Annotated in this window: 17 protein-coding genes; all 17 read left to right on the top strand. The window is 36.8% G+C overall.

Annotated elements, in window-relative coordinates; translation table 11 throughout:
• Positions 1–21: 21 nt before the first annotated feature.
• The 17 genes from rfbC to ACRPLQ_RS13675 all read left to right on the top strand — a co-directional run bounded on the left by rfbC (position 22) and on the right by ACRPLQ_RS13675 (position 20406).
• On the top strand, positions 22–582 hold the full coding sequence (gene rfbC / locus ACRPLQ_RS13755) for a dTDP-4-dehydrorhamnose 3,5-epimerase (protein WP_432236079.1): 561 nt from the start codon (positions 22–24) through the stop codon (positions 580–582).
• A 4-nt stretch (positions 583–586) separates the two neighbouring features.
• On the top strand, positions 587–1441 hold the full coding sequence (rfbD, locus tag ACRPLQ_RS13750; protein ID WP_432236078.1) for a dTDP-4-dehydrorhamnose reductase: 855 nt from the start codon (positions 587–589) through the stop codon (positions 1439–1441).
• Entirely contained in the window at positions 1442–2461 is a 1020-nt protein-coding gene (gene rfbB / locus ACRPLQ_RS13745) for a dTDP-glucose 4,6-dehydratase (RefSeq protein ID WP_432236077.1), read from the top strand.
• A gap of 233 nt (positions 2462–2694) precedes the next feature.
• On the top strand, positions 2695–4071 hold the full coding sequence (locus ACRPLQ_RS13740) for a UDP-glucose dehydrogenase family protein (RefSeq protein WP_432236076.1): 1377 nt from the start codon (positions 2695–2697) through the stop codon (positions 4069–4071).
• Positions 4046–5077, top strand: coding sequence for an SDR family NAD(P)-dependent oxidoreductase (locus tag ACRPLQ_RS13735; RefSeq protein ID WP_432236075.1), 1032 nt, complete (start codon positions 4046–4048; stop codon positions 5075–5077). The genes ACRPLQ_RS13740 and ACRPLQ_RS13735 overlap by 26 nt, the downstream gene beginning before the upstream one ends.
• Positions 5078–5350: 273 nt before the next feature.
• The gene (locus tag ACRPLQ_RS13730) at positions 5351–6103 is read left to right on the top strand and encodes a YveK family protein (RefSeq protein WP_432236074.1); all 753 of its coding nucleotides are present in this window, start codon (positions 5351–5353) and stop codon (positions 6101–6103) included.
• A complete protein-coding gene (locus ACRPLQ_RS13725) occupies positions 6093–6803 on the top strand; it encodes a CpsD/CapB family tyrosine-protein kinase (RefSeq protein WP_432236073.1) in 711 nt (236 codons plus the stop codon). The genes ACRPLQ_RS13730 and ACRPLQ_RS13725 overlap by 11 nt, the downstream gene beginning before the upstream one ends.
• Before the next feature lie 393 nt (positions 6804–7196).
• Positions 7197–7964 carry a tyrosine-protein phosphatase gene (locus ACRPLQ_RS13720; protein WP_432236072.1) on the top strand — a complete coding sequence of 256 codons (768 nt, stop codon included), beginning with the start codon at positions 7197–7199 and terminating at the stop codon, positions 7962–7964.
• 20 nt (positions 7965–7984) lie between these two features.
• Entirely contained in the window at positions 7985–8155 is a 171-nt protein-coding gene (locus ACRPLQ_RS13715; RefSeq protein WP_157876213.1) for a hypothetical protein, read from the top strand.
• A 60-nt stretch (positions 8156–8215) separates the two neighbouring features.
• Positions 8216–9340 (top strand): non-hydrolyzing UDP-N-acetylglucosamine 2-epimerase, encoded by a 1125-nt coding sequence (gene wecB / locus ACRPLQ_RS13710; protein ID WP_432236071.1) that lies wholly within the window; start codon positions 8216–8218, stop codon positions 9338–9340.
• Between the two features lie 24 nt (positions 9341–9364).
• Entirely contained in the window at positions 9365–10246 is an 882-nt protein-coding gene (gene galU, locus ACRPLQ_RS13705; protein ID WP_043979854.1) for a UTP--glucose-1-phosphate uridylyltransferase GalU, read from the top strand.
• A gap of 58 nt (positions 10247–10304) precedes the next feature.
• The gene (locus tag ACRPLQ_RS13700) at positions 10305–11558 is read left to right on the top strand and encodes a glycosyltransferase family 4 protein (protein WP_432236070.1); all 1254 of its coding nucleotides are present in this window, start codon (positions 10305–10307) and stop codon (positions 11556–11558) included.
• Complete coding sequence (locus ACRPLQ_RS13695) at positions 11552–12838, top strand: glycosyltransferase (RefSeq protein ID WP_432236167.1); 1287 nt, start codon at positions 11552–11554, stop codon at positions 12836–12838. The genes ACRPLQ_RS13700 and ACRPLQ_RS13695 overlap by 7 nt, the downstream gene beginning before the upstream one ends.
• A 23-nt stretch (positions 12839–12861) precedes the next feature.
• Positions 12862–13119, top strand: a complete 258-nt coding sequence (locus ACRPLQ_RS13690; protein ID WP_043979847.1) for a hypothetical protein — start codon at positions 12862–12864, stop codon at positions 13117–13119.
• Positions 13119–16631 (top strand): CgeB family protein, encoded by a 3513-nt coding sequence (locus tag ACRPLQ_RS13685; protein ID WP_432236069.1) that lies wholly within the window; start codon positions 13119–13121, stop codon positions 16629–16631. The genes ACRPLQ_RS13690 and ACRPLQ_RS13685 overlap by 1 nt, the downstream gene beginning before the upstream one ends.
• 10 nt (positions 16632–16641) lie before the next feature.
• The gene (locus ACRPLQ_RS13680) at positions 16642–17643 is read left to right on the top strand and encodes a glycosyltransferase family 4 protein (RefSeq protein WP_432236068.1); all 1002 of its coding nucleotides are present in this window, start codon (positions 16642–16644) and stop codon (positions 17641–17643) included.
• A gap of 72 nt (positions 17644–17715) precedes the next feature.
• The gene (locus tag ACRPLQ_RS13675) at positions 17716–20406 is read left to right on the top strand and encodes an accessory Sec system protein Asp2 (protein ID WP_432236067.1); all 2691 of its coding nucleotides are present in this window, start codon (positions 17716–17718) and stop codon (positions 20404–20406) included.
• The last annotated feature ends 26 nt before the right edge of the window (positions 20407–20432 follow it).

Here is a 20432-nt window from a genome sequence, read left to right as displayed (position 1 = left end):
ATAGAACGGAGAAATAATATAATGAAAATTTCTAATACTCACTTAGAGGGTGTAGTTGTAATTGAACCAGCAGTTTTTGGAGATCATCGCGGATGGTTTATGGAAACTTATAATGAAAAAGAGCTATTAAACCATGGAATAGATGTAAAATTTATCCAAGACAATCAATCTTTTTCTGCTACTAAAGGTACATTAAGGGGGCTCCATTATCAATTAAATCCTAAATCACAAACTAAGTTAGTACGTTGTACAAAAGGTGCTATTTATGATGTAGCTGTAGATATTCGTATAGGTAGTCCTACCTTTGGGGAATGGTTTGGTATTGAGTTAACAGAAGAAAATAAAAAGCAATTGCTTGTTCCTAAGGGATTTGCACATGGCTTTTTAACTTTAAGTGAGGATGTTGAAGTTCAATATAAAGTGGATGAATTATATGCTCCTCAGCATGATAGAGGGATTATATGGAATGACTCTTCCATTGGTATAGAATGGCCTATGGATATTACTCCTGTGTTATCAGTAAAAGACGAGCAAGCACCAACTTTAAAAGAAGCCCAAAATAACTTTAAGTATGAGGAGTAACAATATGAAGATATTAGTCACAGGTTACTCTGGCCAACTTGGATATGATGTTGTACGCTATGGTCGTACACAAGGACTTAATATGGTAGGAATAAGTTCTAAAGATGTGGACTTATCCTTAGAAAAAGAGGTTACTAGTTACATAGAAAAGATTAAGCCAGATGCTATTATACATTGTGCTGCTTATACAGCCGTTGATCAGGCTGAGGAAGATACGGAGAAGTGCTGGGATATCAATGTAAATGGTACGAAATATTTATCAAATGCTGCTAAATCTATTAAGGCAAAATTTATGTATATTAGTACTGACTACGTATTTAACGGAGAGGGAGATAATCCTTTTAAAGAAACAGATTCTCCAATTCCTATTGGTTACTATGGAAAAACGAAATATGAAGGTGAAAAGGTAGTTCAACACATATTGAAGGAATGGTTCATAGTTCGCATTTCTTGGGTCTTTGGTATAAATGGAAACAACTTCGTTAAAACAATGTTACGATTGTCGGATACACATAAACAACTAAATGTAGTCGGAGATCAGATTGGTTCCCCTACTTATACCTTTGATTTGGCTAAGCTATTAATAGAAATGATCCAAAGTACTGAATATGGTGTTTATCATGCTACTAACGAAGGCTTTTGTAGTTGGGCAGAATTCGCTAAAGAAATATTTAAAGAAAGTAATAAGAATGTAAAAGTGGAGTCTATTTCAAGTGAACAATATCCAACTCGTGCTGTTCGTCCTAAAAATTCACGTATGACAAAATCAAAACTAGTTAAAAAGGGATTCACTCCATTGCCAACATGGGAAGACGCAGTAAAAAGATATGTGAAGGAATTAAAACTTGAGGTGAAATAAATGATGAAAAAGAAAATACTTGTAACTGGTGGTTCAGGATTTATTGGAGGTAACTTTGTTCAGTATATGGTTAATAAATATCCAGAGTATGAAATTTATAATTTAGATTTACTTACATATGCCGGGGATTTAACCAAACATCGTGAAATAGAGGAAAAAGATAATTATCGGTTTATTAAAGCCGATATCGCAAATAGAGAGGAAATAATTCCACTTTTCACTTCTGAGAAGTTTGATTATGTAGTCCACTTCGCAGCAGAAAGTCATGTTGATCGTTCAATTACAGATCCAGAGATTTTTATACGTACAAACGTTTTAGGTACCCAAGTTTTATTAGACGCAGCAAAGTTAGTGAATATTAAAAAATTTGTACATGTATCTACAGATGAAGTATATGGAGAACTTGATTTCGATCCGAATACATTCTTTACTGAGGACACTCCACTGCAACCAAATAGCCCATACAGTGCAAGTAAAGCTTCTTCAGATTTATTGGTTCGATCGTATAGTGAAACATACGGTTTACCCGTTAATATTACTCGTTGCTCAAACAATTATGGACCTTATCATTTTCCAGAAAAGCTAATACCTTTAACCATATCTCGAGTATTAAATGATCAGAAAGTACCTGTGTATGGAGATGGAAAAAATATTAGAGATTGGTTACATGTTATAGATCATTGTTCGGCAATTGACCTAGTCTTACATGAAGGCAAAAGTGGAGAAGTCTACAATGTAGGTGGACATAATGAACGTAATAACTTAGAAGTTGTAAAAACTATTCTCCATGCCCTTAATAAATCAGAGGATTTAATAGAGTTTGTAGAAGATCGACTAGGTCATGATAAACGTTACGCAATTAATCCTACAAAGTTGGAAGAATTAGGTTGGAAACCTAAGTATGACTTTGAAACTGGAATTGCTCAAACCATTCAATGGTACTTGGATAACAAGGGATGGTGGGAGCAGATAATAAGTGGTGAGTATAGAGAATATTTCGAGAAACAATACAATGTATAAAGTAATAAGTGAATAGTTAGGTATCTTCAATACTTACAGATTCTAACTCTTAGTAATGGTTATTATTTTGTAACCTGGTATTTACCTACAAATATATATAATGAAGTATATATTTGTAGGCAATAATTCGGATTAATTTAAAGGCAATCTTAATAGTCGGTGAATAAAATAAGTATGTAATTTGTGAGTTTAATTGCATACCTATGTGAAAAAAAGTGAAAGAAGGAGTTTACATGTCTAAAATAGCAGTCGCTGGTACAGGATATGTTGGTCTAGTAGCTGGTGTGTGCTTTGCGGAAATGGGCCATCAAGTAACGTGTGTAGATATTGATCAAAGTAAAGTAGAACTAATGAAATCTGGAATTTCACCAATTTACGAAGCAGATTTACAGGATTTAATGGTGAAAAATTATCAGTCAGGAAGACTAGATTATACAACAGATTATCAATCTGCTTACAAAGATGCAGAGGCCATTTTCATTGGTGTAGGTACCCCAGAGCAACCAGACGGCTCAGCAAACCTTTCTTATATTGCAACAGTCGCAAGACAGATTGCTGAATCAGTAGAGAAAGATTGCCTTGTAGTTGTTAAATCTACGGTTCCAGTTGGCACAAATGATAAAGTAGACCAATTTATCCAGGACTTCTTAATTAATGATGTGAGAGTAGAAGTTGCCTCGAATCCAGAATTCTTAGCTCAAGGATCTGCAGTGCATGATACATTACATGCAGAAAGAATTATCATCGGCACAGAAAGTAAATGGGCAGAAGAACTTTTACAAAATATATATAAACCATTTAATCTTCCAATTGTCTCAGTAAACCGCAGATCAGCAGAAATGATTAAATATGCTTCAAATGACTTTTTAGCGCTTAAAATTTCGTATATGAATGATATCGCGAACCTCTGTGAGTTAGTAGGGGCTGATATTCAAGAAGTTGCTAAAGGTATGAGTTTTGACGAGCGCATTGGTAGTAAGTTTTTAAATGCAGGTATTGGATTTGGTGGATCATGCTTCCCTAAAGATACAAAAGCATTAGATTACCTTGCGAAGCAAAATGGTTACGAATTAAAAACGGTACAAGCTGCTATTAATGTAAATAAAGAGCAAAAGACAATGCTTTATAAGAAGGCAAGTCGCCGACTCATTACGTTTAATGGTCTAAAAGTTGCGGTACTAGGTTTAACATTCAAACCAGGAACAGACGATTTACGCGAAGCCGCTTCTCTTGAGAATATCCCTTTATTATTAGAGCAAGGTGCAGACATTTATGCGTTCGATCCCGTTGGAGCAGCCAACTTTGCGAAGGTACATCCTGAAGGTCGCCATAGAAAAGGAAGTATTACTTATGTGTCTAATGTAGAAGAGGCAATCAAAGATGCCAATGTTTGTTTCATTTTTACAGAGTGGGGTGAAGTAAAAGAAGTAAAGCCAAGTATGTATAAAGAGCTAATGAGAACTCCGTTAGTTTACGATGGACGAAATATCTATAGTATAGATGAAATGGAACAAGCACAAGTAGAGTATCATTCTATTGGAAGAAAAACAGTGGAAAGACAAAACATGAAGGAGCCAAACGAACGTGAGCTACAATCAATTAGATTTTAATAAAACATATCTTATTACAGGAGCAGCAGGGTTTATTGGCTACTTCTTATCGAAAAAATTGCTAGAGCAAGGATGCACAGTTATTGGAATTGATAATGTTAATGACTACTATGATGTAAAGCTTAAACATACTCGTCTTGAGCAATTAAAACCGTATGATAAATTTACGTTTCTAAAAGTAGATATTTCAGATAAAGAAACTCTAACGAATGTGTTTAAAGAATATAAGCCAGAAATTGTTGTAAACTTAGCTGCTCAAGCAGGGGTGAGATACTCAATTGAAAATCCTAGTGTGTATATGCAAAGTAATGTTATTGGTTTCTACAATATTCTTGAAGCATGCAGACACTATCCAGTAGATCATCTGATTTATGCTTCTTCAAGTTCTGTATATGGTTCCAATAAGAAAGTTCCATTTGAAGAAAGCGATTTTGTTGATCATCCAGTATCACTTTATGCAGCAACTAAGAAATCTAATGAACTGATGGCTCATACTTATAGCCACTTATATAACATTCCGGCCACAGGACTTCGATTCTTCACAGTATATGGTCCATTGGGACGCCCAGATATGGCTTACTTTGGGTTTGCGAATAAGTATTTTGCTGATGAGCCCATTCAAATATACAACAACGGTGATTTTGAGAGAGATTTATATAGGGATTTTACCTATATTGATGACATTGTAGAAGGCATTGAGCGTTTACTTCCTAATCCTTCAGTTGGAGAAAATAACGTCCCTCATAAAGTGTTTAATATTGGAAATAATAATCCAGAGAAATTAATGGCCTTTATTGAAACTTTGGAAAAATGTTTAAGTAAATCTCTAGGCAGAGAGGTAGTATTTGAGAAAATATTTGAGTCTATTAAACCGGGCGATGTTCCAGCTACATATGCATCGACAGAGTTATTACAAAATGCTGTAGAATTTAAGCCAGAGACTTCCATAGAAGAAGGGTTGCAAAAATTTGCCGATTGGTATGTTAGATATTATATTAAAAAATGAATATTATTCTAAAAATAATACCTTAAGATAAATAAAATTGGATAATCAAAGGGAATAAGCGTTGAAATTAAAAGATAGCCAAAATTAATTAAATAAAACACCATAATAAAAGTAAATAATTTTATGTTGTTGTCGATATAAAAATGGCGAAGAAAGAGAAAGAATGTAAATCTTTAGTTATAGTTTACAAGAATTCGTAGTTAAAACAACTTTTGTCAATTATAATAAAGAGTATACAGATTTTTTAGAAGTTATTAAGTTCGGAGGTCAACTATGGGAGAGACAATTAGTTTGCGAGAGTTGTTTGCAGTACTTCGTAAGCGTCTTTGGCTTATTGTACTGATTACCATTATCGCAGCAACCGTAAGTGCAGCAATTAGCTTTTTTGTGCTGACGCCTGTGTATCAATCGAAAACGCAGATCTTAGTCAATCAAGCGAAAAGCGATGAACAGTTATATAATACACAAGCTGTTCAAACAAATATACAGCTTATTAACACGTACAATGACATCATTACAAGTCCGGCTATTTTGGACAAAGTCATTAAAGAACTAAAGCTTGATGAATCGGCTACAAGCTTAAAAGGTCAAATTCAAGTAACAAGTGCTGAGTACTCTCAGGTAGCGCAGATTACCGTACAAGATACAAGTGCAAAGCGTGCGACTGATATTGCAAATACAACGGCTGCTGTTTTCCAAAAAGAAGTGCCCAAAATTATGAATGTGGACAATGTAAGCGTGCTGTCAAAAGCAACCGTCGGTGAAAGTGCTAGTCCTATTAAGCCTCAGCCTCTTATGAACGTTGCAATTGCTATCGTGGTTGGATTAATGGCAGGTATCGGTCTATCGTTCTTACTAGAATACTTAGATAATACGGTAAAAACAGAGCAAGATATTGAAAATATTCTAGGACTTCCTGTAATTGGAGTCGTCACGAATATTAAAGATGTGCCTAAGCCAACAAACGTATCGCGATCAGATGTAGCTGCTCGCGTACCGCAAAGAGGTGAGACGTATGGCTCGTAAAAACAAAGCTCAAAAAAATGATAAAATGCTAACGTTAAAAAGACGTTTGCTTGCTCATAACAGTCCAAAAGATCCGGTAGCAGAACAGTACCGTACAATTCGTACGAATATTCAGTTCTCAAACGTTGATCAAGACATTAAAACGATTGTCTTAACATCAAGCGGAGCGGAAGAAGGAAAGTCTACGACTTCTGCTAATTTAGCAACGGTTTACGCGCAGCAAGGTTTAAACGTATTACTAATTGATGCTGATTTACGTAAACCAACGGGTCATTACACGTTCCGATTAGAAAACCATATTGGTCTTACGAATGTATTAACTCGTCAATCTACGTTAGCGCAAGCGGTTCAAGAATCAGAAATTCCTCATCTTTTTGTCTTAACAAGCGGTCCGATTCCACCTAATCCATCTGAACTGTTAGCATCTGCTCAGATGACAGAGTTGTTAAAAGAAATGAAGGAACAGTTTGATATGATTATTTTTGATACGCCTCCGATTTTAGCTGTAGCTGATGCGCAGATTTTAGCGAATCAAGTAGACGGCACGATTTTAGTTGTCAGCAGCGGTAAAACAGAGAAAGAAGCTGCGTTAAAATCAAAAGAGCTGTTAAGCAACGCGCAAGGTAAACTGCTTGGGGTTGTGTTAAATAACCGAAAAGTAGAAGAAGGTAACTACTATTACTATTATGGTACCAATTAATTAAAGCCTCCTCGCTAGCAAAAGCTAGTGGGGAGGCTTTTTGGCGTGTTTTTTATCGAAGTACGTATAAGAAATTATGACTATTGTTATAAAAAGTTTAAAATGTGAGATTTTTCATGGTTGAAGTATTTAAAAGTAATTAGTAAAATTTTGCTGTTTATTCATGTACTTACATGATAGCTAAAAAGTAGGTTTTTCTCGATGAACAGCACATTTTAGGGCTTGTTTAGTAGTTCAAATGAAATGAATAGATATATTCAGACTATTCTTAAATATTTACAGGGTGTTGATTTGCAGATGTTTCGACAAAAAAAGACATAGAAATACATGTTGTAATATGCTAACATAAGTATTGCTTTAATTAGGTCTTAAGAAGGATAGGGGTGAGGGTAGATGATTGACTTACATTGTCACATTTTGCCTAATGTCGATGACGGTGCTGCAAGTAGTGAGATGAGTATTGAAATGGCAAAGCGAGCTGTCTCAGAAGGCATTACGGCTATTGTTGCCACGCCTCATCATCAGAATGGCAGATATCTCAATGAAAAAGAAGCTATTTTACAGAGTGTTGAACAATTAAATAGTTTATTAGTTCGTGAAGGAGTGCCATTAACCATTTTACCTGGCCAAGAAAACCGTATTTACGGTGAAATCTTAGACGACTATCATCAAGACAAAATACTCACTTTAAACAATACGGGAAAATACTTGTTTGTTGAATTTCCTTCTAGTCAAGTCCCTCGATACGCAGAGCGACTGCTGTTTGATATTCAATCACAGGGAATCATCCCTATTATTGTCCATCCAGAACGAAACAGTCGGTTGTTAGAAGACCCTGATCTTCTCTATAACTTTATTAATAAAGGAGCATTAGCTCAAGTTACAGCTTCTAGCTTGGTTGGACACTTTGGAAAGAAAATAAAGAAATTTTCTCACCAGTTAATAGACGCCAACCTCGTGCATTTTGTTTCCTCAGACGCCCATAACCTCCAACATCGCTCTTTTCATATGCAAGCCGCGATTGATGTGATTGAGAGTGAGCATGGAAGAGACTATTATTATATGTTTCTAGAAAACGCTCAGTGCGTTATCGACGGTACACAGTGTTACAAGGAATCTCCAGAAAAAATTATGCGGAAAAAGTTTCTAGGTATTTTTTAATGCCTAGAGGGTAGAAGCTATTGAGCAGTATAGAAATTATGAAAGAATTTGATCATTTACCTAAGAGTGTAAAAAAGGCTGTGCGGTATATTTACCAAGATGCATCTTACGATCAGCTGCTGATTTTAAAGAAACATTTAGCACATGCCATTCAGCAGAAAGAACAAGAACTTTATAAAAAAAGAGACTAGTATTTTCTATTAAAAATACTAGTGCTTTTATACATAATTTAATGAAACTAGGTGACTGCATTGCAACAGCGTATTAAAGTAATGACGATTTTTGGAACACGTCCAGAAGCCATCAAAATGGCTCCTCTTGTATTAGAATTAAATAAACGTTCAGAAGAATTTGAATCTATCGTAACAGTAACAGCTCAGCACCGTGAAATGCTAGACCAAGTGCTGCGTGTGTTTGATATTACACCGGATCACGACTTGAACATTATGAAAGACCGTCAAACGCTTATGGACGTAACAACACGCGGACTTCAAGGACTAGATCAAGTCATGAAAGAAGTTCAGCCTGATATCGTACTTGTGCACGGCGATACGACAACGACCTTCATCGCAGGTCTTGCGGCTTTTTATAATCAAATCAAAGTAGGTCATGTAGAAGCGGGACTTCGTACATGGAATAAATATTCTCCGTACCCGGAAGAAATGAACCGCCAGTTAACAGGAGTATTAGCGGACCTTCATTTTGCTCCTACTACAAAATCTGCGCACAACTTATTGCAAGAAAACAAAAAAGAAGAAACGTTGTTTATTACAGGAAACACGGCAATCGATGCACTAAAAACAACCGTATTAGAAGAATATTCTCACCCGGTACTAGATCGTGTGGGCAATGACCGTTTAATTCTGTTAACTGCTCACCGCCGTGAAAATCTTGGTGAACCAATGCGCAATATGTTCCGTGCGATCAAACGAATTGTAGAGGAACATGATGACGTACAAGTTGTCTATCCTGTGCATTTAAATCCTGTTGTTCGTGAATTGGCAGACGAAGTGTTAGGAAATGATCCTCGCATTCAATTAATTGAACCTCTAGAAGTAGTAGACTTCCATAATTTCGCTTCACGTGCTCATATCATTTTAACGGATTCAGGCGGCGTGCAAGAAGAAGCTCCTTCATTAGGTGTACCGGTATTAGTGCTTCGTGATACAACCGAACGTCCTGAAGGAATTGAAGCTGGCACATTAAAGCTTGCAGGTGTAGAAGAAGAAACGATTTATTCACTTGCTAAAGAGCTTTTAACAAATGAAGACGAATATGCGCGTATGTCTAAAGCATCGAACCCGTACGGTGATGGACTTGCTTCAAAACGTATTGCCGATGCGATTAGCGAATATTTTAACGCTCAAAATAAGTAATTAGTAGATGGGGGAAGTTTAATCATGTCAAAAGTAAAAAAAGCAATTATTCCAGCTGCGGGATTAGGTACACGTTTCTTACCGGCAACAAAAGCAATGCCAAAAGAAATGCTTCCAATTGTAGACAAACCGACTATTCAGTACATCATTGAAGAAGCAATTGAGTCTGGTATTGAAGATATTATTATTGTAACCGGTAAAGGAAAGCGTGCAATTGAAGATCATTTTGATAATGCTCCTGAACTAGAACAAAACCTTGTAGAAAAGGAAAAGTTCGAGCTTCTAGAGAAAGTGCGTCAATCAGCGAACGTAGAAATTCACTACATCCGTCAAAAAGAGCCAAAAGGATTAGGGCATGCGGTTTGGTGTGCGCGCAAATTTATTGGGGACGAGCCTTTTGCTGTGCTGCTCGGAGACGACATTGTTCAAGCAGAAACGCCTTGTTTGCGTCAGTTAATGAATCAGTATGATGAAACGTTATCTTCTGTGATTGGTGTGCAGACGGTTCCAGAAAACGAAACGAACCGTTACGGAATTGTAGATCCTATTTCAAGCAATGGTCGCCGTTATCAAGTGGATACATTTGTTGAAAAGCCAGCATTAGGAACAGCACCTTCTAATCTAGCTATTATGGGACGTTATATCTTCACGCCTGAAATCTTCAAGTTTTTAGAACAGCAGGAAGTAGGCGCAGGTGGAGAGATCCAATTAACGGATGCGATTCAAAAGCTTAACGAAATTCAGCGCGTATTCGCTTACGACTTTGAAGGCAAACGTTATGATGTGGGTGAAAAGCTAGGATTTATTCAAACGTCGCTAGAATTTGCTCTTCAGCATGAAGATTTACGTGATGATTTACTTACATTTATGGATGAGCTATTACAAAGAGAAAACGTAAAAGCTTAATTGATGTTTCACTAGTTCGCTTGTCGAGCTAGTGAAATTGTATTGGAGTGAAGTTGCTTTGACAAAAAGGGTACTTGTGATTTCTCAACATTTTTATCCTGAAATCGGTAGTGCAGGAAATCGTATAAAAAATATATATAAACTCTTAAAAGATGAAAATTATGACGTAAATGTACTGACGACTGAGCCCACATATCCAAATAAAAAGATCTATCATGGCGAACAGTTTTGGGATGATGAGTCAATTGATGAAGAAAATGATGTAACGCGCATTGGTGTGAAAAATCGCAAGTATTCTAGAAGTATTATCAATCGTTTAATGTATTATTTAGAAATTGCTTTTAAAATGATGTTATTCATTTTAACTGACCGAAAACAGTACGATGTGGTTTTCGTTACGTCTCCGCCTATTTTTATTGCTGTCGTCGGGCTGCTTGCCAAATACCGTTATCGAAGGCCGCTTATTTTAGACATTCGAGATTTATGGCCTGAATCGTTAAAAGGCGTAGGGGTGTTCAATTATCCGGTCGTTATTTCTGTTTTCAGCCGCCTAGAGAAAATTCTCTATGTGAAAGCTGATCATATTATTGTAAACAGTGAAGGCTTTATTCGGTTTATGACAGAGAAGTATGCCATTCCGTTAAACAAAATTCATTTTATGCCTAATGCTGCAAATCGTAATGAAATTTCGATGATTGAATCTGGAAGCGATGTATTTAAAGTCATGTATGCAGGCAATATCGGTTTAGCTCAAGATGTAACGGTTCTAATGGACCTTGCAAAAGAACTAAATGAGTATAATATTGAATTGACGGTTATGGGATATGGGTTTAAAAAGAAAGAATTTGTACGTTTTACCAAAGAGCATAAGCTAACGAATGTTCGATTTATTAAACCAACTACTCGTCAAGAGTGCTTACATATTATTTCTGAACATCATATTGGAATTGTGACGTTGAACGGTAAGCAAGTATTTGAAACGGTTCTTCCTGGTAAGATCATTGATTATATGACGTGTGGAATCCCGATTGTCGCATCGGTTTCTGGCTATGCAAAAGACGTAATTGTTTCGCATGAAGCTGGAATTGTATCAGAGACAAATACAGCAGATGAGATGCTCAGACATATTCTGTACTTGTATCAGCACCCTTCTAAAAGAGGTGAAATGTCTCGCAATAGCTTAAATTATGTGAAGAAGCATTTCTTCTGGGAAAAAAATATCGAAGTATTAATACGTTTAATTGAGAATAAAAGTTCTGAACCGCTTCATGTGGAGCAGACAGAATCAGTGGATAAGGTTGAAGTATTATGAGAAAAAATGTCTGTATGTTTGTATGGAATCATTTCACCAATGATGCGCGCGTCCTGCGCGAATGTACGGCTTTATCAGAGAATGGTTACGCCGTTGATTTAATTTGTATTCATGATCCGAACAATCCGGATTTAAAACAGTATGAAGAAGTAAATGAACATTTTCACGTTCATCGCGTAAAGCGTTATCCTTCTTCGCTGCTTTTTATGAAAAAAGCGTACCGTGCACTTCTAAAATATAAAGTGCTTGCTCTGATCGCTTTTTTGCTGTGGTTAGGAGCAGCGTACGTAGCTCCTTATGTAGTTCTTCCTGTTACGATCGTAGCCGTGCTGTTATTAAAAACGAAGCTGCAAGTGGTCTGGGTAAGAGGAAGCATTATCTTAAGGATGATTTTAAAAGGCAGGAAGAAGAAATACGAGATTTATCACTCGAATGATTTAAATACGTTGCCTCAAGGGTTTATATGCTCCAAGCTTCGCTTTAAGCGTAAGTATCTTGTGTATGATTCTCACGAGGTACAAACGAGCAGAACGGGCTACGACAGCGGCGTATACGCAAAAATGGAGTCGTTCTTTATTAATAAAATTGACTCTATGATTGTAGAAAATCATACGCGTGCCAAATACAATGAAGATTTATATGGCTTCTATCCAAACGTTGTCTATAACTATCCGTTTCGACCAAAAAAGAAGCAGCAGCAACAAGTGAATTTACACGAACGCTTAGGGCTTCCTGAAAATGAAAAAATTCTGTTGTATCAAGGCGGCATCCAAACGGGACGAGGCCTTGAAAAGCTTGTTCAAGCGGCTCCGTTATTTAAAGAAGGAACGTTAGTCTTTATTGGAGACGGACGCATCAAGCCAGAGCTAGAGCGTATGGTAGCGGAAATGAAGTTAGAAAATAAAGTGAAGTTTATTCCAAAAGTGCCATTGCAGGACTTGCCGAAGTATACAAAAAATGCGTACTTAGGTTTTCAAGTATTAAATAATGTGTGCTTCAATCACTATTCGGCTTCTTCAAATAAGTTATTTGAATACATTATGAGCGATGTACCGGTAGTAGCATGCGATTTTCCGGAGATTAAAAAAGTAGTAGAAGGCGAGCATATTGGATTGTGTGTAGATTCGCATGATTACAAAGAGATTGCGAGTGCTGTTAATCAGTTATTACGAGATCCTGTGCTGCGTGCAACGATGAGCAACAACTGTAAAACAGCGAAGTTCAAGTACAACTGGGAAAGTGAACAAGTTCAATTTTTGAAAGTCTATCAAGCAATATAACGTAAAAGGAGGAACTTACGCGTATGGGTGTCAAACTCCATAGCCATGTATCTGTAGAAGTTCTGGAAAAAGAACTTCAAGTGGTTAAATCGGAACTAATCGAACAATTAAACATAAGAGAAAAAGAATTAAAAGAGTACCAGGATTTGCAAAAACGTTATACGATGCTAGAAAAAAGATATGCGGCTATCAGCCGTTCTTTTCTAGGAAAGTTAACGCTAAAATATTGGACGGTTCGAAAGCGAATGGGTACAAATAAAGCAACAAAGGGGCATAGATAATGATCAGTGATATTCAAAAGCGTATGAAGTCGATTACGCAAAAAAGAGATTGGGCAAAAGCACATCGCATTCCAAGCCTAGAGTTTTCAGAAGTCGAAGCGAATAGCGGCTGGTTTAAAAAGAATCAAGTTGCTGTTTCATTTAATGAAGACGACCGAAGTTTTACTGTTGATTTGAATTCTAACAACTATACGTATCTAACTTATCGCGAGCAGAATATCGACTTTCAACAAGCTCCTGTAGAAGAAAATATTGCGTTTGACTTTTCAAGTCAGCAAACGCTTGTCTTCAAAGGGACAAAAAGTGAAAGTGTCTCCGTCGAGTTATTCATTATTGAATATAAAAATCGTCAAAAAGTAGGTATACATAGATTTGAAATGAACAGTGAAGGCATTATACCGTTCTCTCAATCTACTGATTCTATCCGCTTAGCGCTGCGCGTGAAAGGGCAGGGAACATTTAAAATTGAGAGCATGTTAATTAATGACCGAGGATTCTGGAATCAAAGCGAGCTTTTGACAGAAGGAAATTATATTGTTTTAGAACAAAATCAGTGGTACATGCCTAAGTCCGATCAATTATACTATGATCCATTTAACAAGAAATTCAACGTAAGTTTTGAAGATAAGCAATTCGCGTATGTAACGCATAGAGAAGGAAATGCTGCTTTCTCTGCTCAGCCTGCAAGTCCAGTGGCTGTTCATGATGATACACTATCGGTTTGCTTTCAAGGCGAGAAAGAGAATTCTGTTGATGTACGTCTTGCTATTGTCTTTTACCAAGACGGGAAAAAAGTAGGAACAGATGAATTAAAGTTAAACAATAAAAAGCTGATTCAGTTCCAAGAAGAATATAACGCTATTCGTCTAGCAGTGAGAGTATCTGGTAAAGGTGAATTTAAGCTTGATGATATCATCATCAACAACGTGTCTTATTGGTGGGTTCATGATGTTGAAGTAACCGTTCCTAAAATGACGGTTGATGCACCTGTTAAATATGCTCTTAACGAACACTCTCTTAAAGGATGGCAAGAGTCAAATAATGGTGTTATTTATCATCCTTGGAACCAGCTGTTTCAATCTAAGTTAAAAGGGCAGGAATTCATTCATTTAACAGCTCAGCACTTTAACACAAGTGAAAATATCTCAGTAGCTGTTGATCATGATTCTACGTATGTGATTACGCCAGCAGGTGAAGTGTACGAAGGTATTGAGTTAGTTGTATATGCCGTAGGATATAAAAACAGCAAGCAAAATGAAATTCATCAGCTTGAACTGAATGAAAAAGCTGAACTACGTTTCAAAAAAGATACAGAACACGTTGAGTTTTTAATACGTGTGACGGAGAGCGGATTCTTTAAAGGGCTGCAAATTAACATTCAAGAAAAGCCAATTGAAATTACCAACAGTGCACGGCTAGAGCTACAAGCTTCAGATTGGTTTGCAAGCGCGAAGAAATTAGTACAGCTTTCTACATCAGAAAAAGGGCTGCGCGGTTCAGTAAGTATTGAAGCTGGAAAAAACAGCTATATTTCGTATAAAGAAACAAATAACAGCTTTAAAATGCTTCCGACTCACCATATCATGACGATGCAAAAAGGATTTGAATATGAGTTCACTGTAAAAGGCAAAGCAGATGAAGATGTAGCTGTGATTCCAATGTTTATTGGATATTCAGATGAAGAAAAGCTTCAAGTGCTGCAGCTAAAATTTAACTCAATGACAAAAGTTCAAATTCATCCTGATATTACACAGTTCCGAATTGCTTTACGCGTTTCTGGAAAAGGTGAATTTGGTGTTCATACGATTTCTATTAATGAAATGAAAAGCATTGAACGAGAGCAGTTATTAGATTACGTAGCAAAACAAGAAGTAGATGCATTTAACATGCTTCCTCCAAAGCCGATCAAAGAAATGAAGATGGCGGTTATTTTTGACGAATTTACGACGGCTTCTTATGAACATGAGTGCAAATTAATTAAAATGACGCCGGATAACTGGCTTGAGGTTATGACAAAGGAACAGCCAGACTTGTTAATGGTTGAATCTGCTTGGCGTGGTAACGGAGGCGTTTGGAATAAGCGTGTTGGTTACTACGGAGAAGAGAATATGAAGCCTCTTTACTCACTGTTAGCTTGGTGTAAAGAGCATAATGTGCCAACTGTATTTTGGAACAAGGAAGATCCTGTTCACTTTAATCGTTTTATTGAAACAGCTAGACGATTTGATTACATTTTCACAACGGATGAAAACATGGTTCCTTACTACCAAGAAAGAGCTGGACATCAAAACGCATTTGCGCTACCGTTTGCTGCTCAGCCGGCTATTCATAATCCAATTAAAATCGTGGATGAACGCGAAAACAAAGCATGTTTCGCTGGATCTTATTATCGTCATCATGAAGAAAGATGTATTGATATGGATCGTTTATTAGATGCTGCGGCTAAAGTGGGACTAGATATTTACGATCGAAACTATATTCAAAACTTAAAAGGTCTTATGCCAAATCATCAATTCCCGGATCGCTTTGTTCCTTATGTAAAAGGAAACTTAAAGTATTACGAAATTGATAAAGCATATAAAGGCTACAAAGTTATGATTAACGTAAATACAGTAAAAGAATCTCCTACGATGTTCTCTCGCCGTGTGTATGAAGGGTTAGCATGTGGAACGCCTGTTATTAGTACGTACGCACAGGGAATTGGAGAAATTTTCGGTGATCTTGTTTATATGTCTGAAGATCCAACGAGTTTGCATGAAGAATTCAAGCAGCTTTTAGAAGACGAACGTTACTACGAAGAAAAAGCATTAACGGGTATTCGAGATGTATTAACTAAGCATACGTATACGCATCGCTTAGAGTACATTATTGAGAAAGTGGGCTTAAACTTTGCTTTTGAACTGCCAACCGTTACGGTAGTCGCGATTGCTAATACGCGTCAAGAGTTTGAGAACATCATTGATCAATTTAACCGTCAAGCTTATGACAATAAGCAATTATATATTTTAGTAGATACATTTGATGGCTATTTAGATCTTTATAATAAATACAACACAAAAACTATTCACACGTTTGTTCGCAGTTATATGCACAACTACTTAAACATTCGCGATTGGATTTCAAGTGAGTATGTAACGTACTTTAGCCAAGACAGCTATTACGGGCAAAATTATTTACTAGATTTAATGCTGAGCACAACGTTTACGGACAGTGACTTTATTGGTAAAACGACTCACTACAGTGTGGAAAACGGAAAGCTTGAAGAGAAAAATGCAGGTCAAGAATACGAGTTTGTAAGAGAGTTATCTTCACAGAGCTCCGTTGCTAAAACAAATGTATACAGCAATCTTTCGCTTGAGCAAGTAATTAATCTCTTTGAACAAGATCAAAGTCTTGCCTCATATGCTAAATACGGCAAGCAGTTCTTTAGTAATGACAAATTTAATTACTTGAAATTAGAAGATAGCAGCAAGGACGACATCACTGCTATGGTAAATAAAATAGAGCTGTGAGGTTACAAAAATGAAAAAGATATTATTTGCAGGACATGATTTAAAATTTGCACGTATCATTATGGACCGTTTGGCAAGCCGTCCGGGGTTTGAAATTAAAACGGACGAGTGGAGTGGCCATAATGCTCATGATGAAGAGCATAGCCAAGCTTGCTTAGAGTGGGCAGACGTTATTGTTTGTGAATGGGGACTTGGAAATGCAGTGTGGTACTCTCATCATAAAAAGCCTCACCAGCATTTAATTGTACGCATGCATCTTCAAGAGCGCGATACGATTTATCCTCATAGCTTTAACATAGAAAATATCGATAAAATTATCGCGATTTCTCCATACGTATATGAAGAGTTTTATCGAACGTTTAATTTTCCGCGTGAAAAGATGACGATGATTTATAACGTAGTAGATACAGAAAAAGTGGATGGCTCCAAAACGGAAGGCGCTAAGTATCATTTAGGCATTATTGGAATTTGTCCGCAGCGAAAGCGTCTAGACTTGGCTGTAGATATGCTAGATAAGTTATGGCATCAAGATAATCGCTATAAGCTGTTTGTTAAAGGAAAAATGCCGCAGGAATATTCGTGGCTGTGGAATAAAGAAGAAGAGCGTGAATATTACGAAGCAATTTTTAATCGTATCGAAAAAGCTCCGTGGAAAGACGCTGTTATTTTTGAAGGGTTCGGCGATATTTCTGAATGGCTTTCAAAGGTAGGAATTGTTCTATCAACAAGTGATTTTGAAAGTTTCCACCTTTCACCAAGTGAAGGGATGGCTTCAGGCGCTTATCCAATTATTCTCAACTGGGATGGCAGTGATACAATTTATCCTAAAGAGTATCTTCTATCGGATGTTGAGGAAGCAGTAGCGCGTATTCTAGCACTGAACTCAAAAGAAACAGATACAGAGCTTCAAGCTTCTTTAAAAGAGTATGTAAAGCAGCACTTTGGAGCTGAAAAAGTAGCGAATCAATGGGAAGAGTTAATTGTGAACGTTGCGGAACCTGTTTTAAGTTAATCTATAAGTTCCTTTTGAAATTTATAGTTTGTATGCGTACAGCGCGCATATGAGAAAGTGGGAAATGACTGAATGATAAATACAAAAAAAGCATTAACGGCATTGGATGAAGAAAAAATTCAAAAGTTGATGAGGATCTTACCGAAAAGTCGGAATAAAGATCCGCTAGCAGCTGCTAAAAACATTATGGGTAATAAATATCCGCTTCCGCCTTTTGGGGTCATTCGATACCCAAAAGGAATTCTATGGAATGAAGATAAATCTAGAAGTTTTTTACGCTTGATTCATGGTCATACTTTTTTAGGATGTTTGACAGATGCTTACGAAGAGACAAAAGAAGAGCAGTACAAAGATAAAGCCATTGGTTTAGTCAAAGATTGGATTCAAAAAAATCCTTATCCTAATGGTTCAAATGAAATGGCTTTTCACGATGAAACAACGGCAATGCGTCTACAGTATTGGCTGAGATTATACATCTTAGCGAAGGACAAGCTTGCTTCGTCGGATGAACAGCTTATCTTAGAAAATATGGCTAAAACAGCTAATTTACTGTCTCAAGATGATTTTCATTCAACAAATACAAATCACGGCATGTTCCAAGATATTTCTTTGCTTGCTTACGCGATGTATTTCGAAGAAGCAGATAATGAGTCGGATCGTTATCGTGATATTGCATTAAAGCGTCTTGTAGATTACTTTACCTATGTGTATACAGAAGAAGGCGTACATAAGGAACATTCGCCGTCTTATCATTTTCTTGTATCCAATTATTTAAATAAATTGGTTGTATGGCTGAAGGATTTGAGCCCTAACCACGCAAAGTTTTTCGTTGATTTATTTAAAAAGACGGAAAAATATGCAACCTATATTATTCGACCAGACGGATTATTCCCGCCTCTTTGTGATACAGAGTCTAAGCCTGTTGTAAACAGCAGCTATCGAAGCTTGTACAAAAGTGAAGAGTTTCTATATGCAGTTCATCAAGGGAAAGCTGGTAGAATGCCTGTAGAAAAAGATGCGGTGTTCAAAGACTCCGGTTATGCGATTTTCAGAAGCGGATGGGAAAGAAAAGAAAAAGAAACGTACGTACTGTTTTCCGCGGCTTATCACACTAGTTACCATAAGCACAGTGATGACTTAAATATGCACATTTATTCAAACGGTGATATCATTACAGAAGCTGGGCCAAATGGATATAATTACAAAGATAAGTTTACGAAGTATGCGTATTCTTCATTTGGACACAACACGCTAATCGTGGATGGACGCGGTCTCCCTCGAGTGGATCATCAGCACGAAAAAGTATATATAAAAGATTATCAGCTAACGGAAGACTGCTCGGAAGCAACGGGAGTGAATGAACGTTATAGTGGAGTTACTCATACGCGTAACGTACGCTATAACAAACAGCTTGAGCATATCACTGTACGTGATCACGTCGCTTCAGAAGATACTCATCAATACAAGCTGTTTTGGCATGTAGCTCCGGACTTAGAAGTTCACGTAAGAGATCAAATTGTGGAGTTATTTAGAAACAATAACAAAGTAGCTGAACTTGAAATTACGTCTACTACAGACGTCAATATACGAGCAGTGCGTGAACAGACAGTTCCGCACGTGCAAGGATGGGTATTTCCTAAAATGGAATCGAAACAGCCTGCTACTGTGCTTGAGCTGGATTTCAGCAGCGGCGAAGATTCGGTTGAAGTAGTAACAGAATTCCGCTTGGCGAATTATAAAATCGCAGCAAGAGATCAAGGGCCATTTGAATTAGAGTCACATTATCAATCTATGAATGGCGTGAAGTATCATTTTGTTCCAGCAGCTGATGAGACATTACAGGATAAATTGGTTATTGTCTTTTCTGCTTTAGCTAATAAATATCATTATGTATATAATTATATGAAAACGTTAGATGAAGTTGGAGCAAATAAACTTTTCATTTTAGATGATTTTGGTGAACAAGGCTCTTACTACTTAGGCAAAAATAGAAATCATGTGATTGAAACAAGCGTATCTTCGCTTATTCAATATATTATGTCCAAGCACGGTTTTACGCACAAAAATGTCATGACCGTAGGCTCGTCTAAAGGCGGCTATGCGGCGTTATACTATGGAATTAAGTATCATTTTGGACAAGTAATTGCCGGTGCTCCTCAAAGTAAATTAGGAGACTTTTTGATTGATCAGGCAGAGCATGTCAATATTGCAGAGTATATTTCAGGCTCGGATAATGTAAACAAAGAATACTTAAATCAAATTCTATTTAACTTACTAGATCAGCCTGTAGATAGCGCACCAGACATCCGTTTGTATGTAGGAACGTGGGATTATCATCACAAAAGTCATGTTCTTCCGCTGTATCACCAGCTAAAAGACAGAGGGTATAAAGTAACGCTAGATTTAGAAGATCGAGCAAATCATAAAGACTTAAAAGGTTATTTTCCTCTGTATCTTGGCCGAACGATTAGCGAAATTTTAGATGTGCAGTATGTCGAACACGTGCCATTTAAAATTAAAAGAGCTCTTTTAAAAGATAACAAGAGCTACTTTATTGCAAGATGTGATACAGAAGGCCACGGCAATTTGGAGTACGCATACTACATTTACAAAGACGATAAAATCGTTCATAAAACGTCTTATATTGAGGAAGAAATTTTCCGCTATAAGCCAAGAGCTAAAGGCGAATACAGATGTAGAATTTTTGTAAGAAATCAATACAAACAAAAAGCGGTTAGAGACACAAATAGTGTCTTTATATAAAACATTATTAAGCAGTTAACACAGGA

The organism is Priestia sp. TRN 1309, from assembly GCF_050846875.1.
Lineage (GTDB): Bacteria > Bacillota > Bacilli > Bacillales > Bacillaceae_H > Priestia > Priestia zanthoxyli.
The sequence above is the reverse complement of the archived record's forward strand: the minus strand, read 5'-3'. Positions and strand labels throughout refer to the sequence as shown.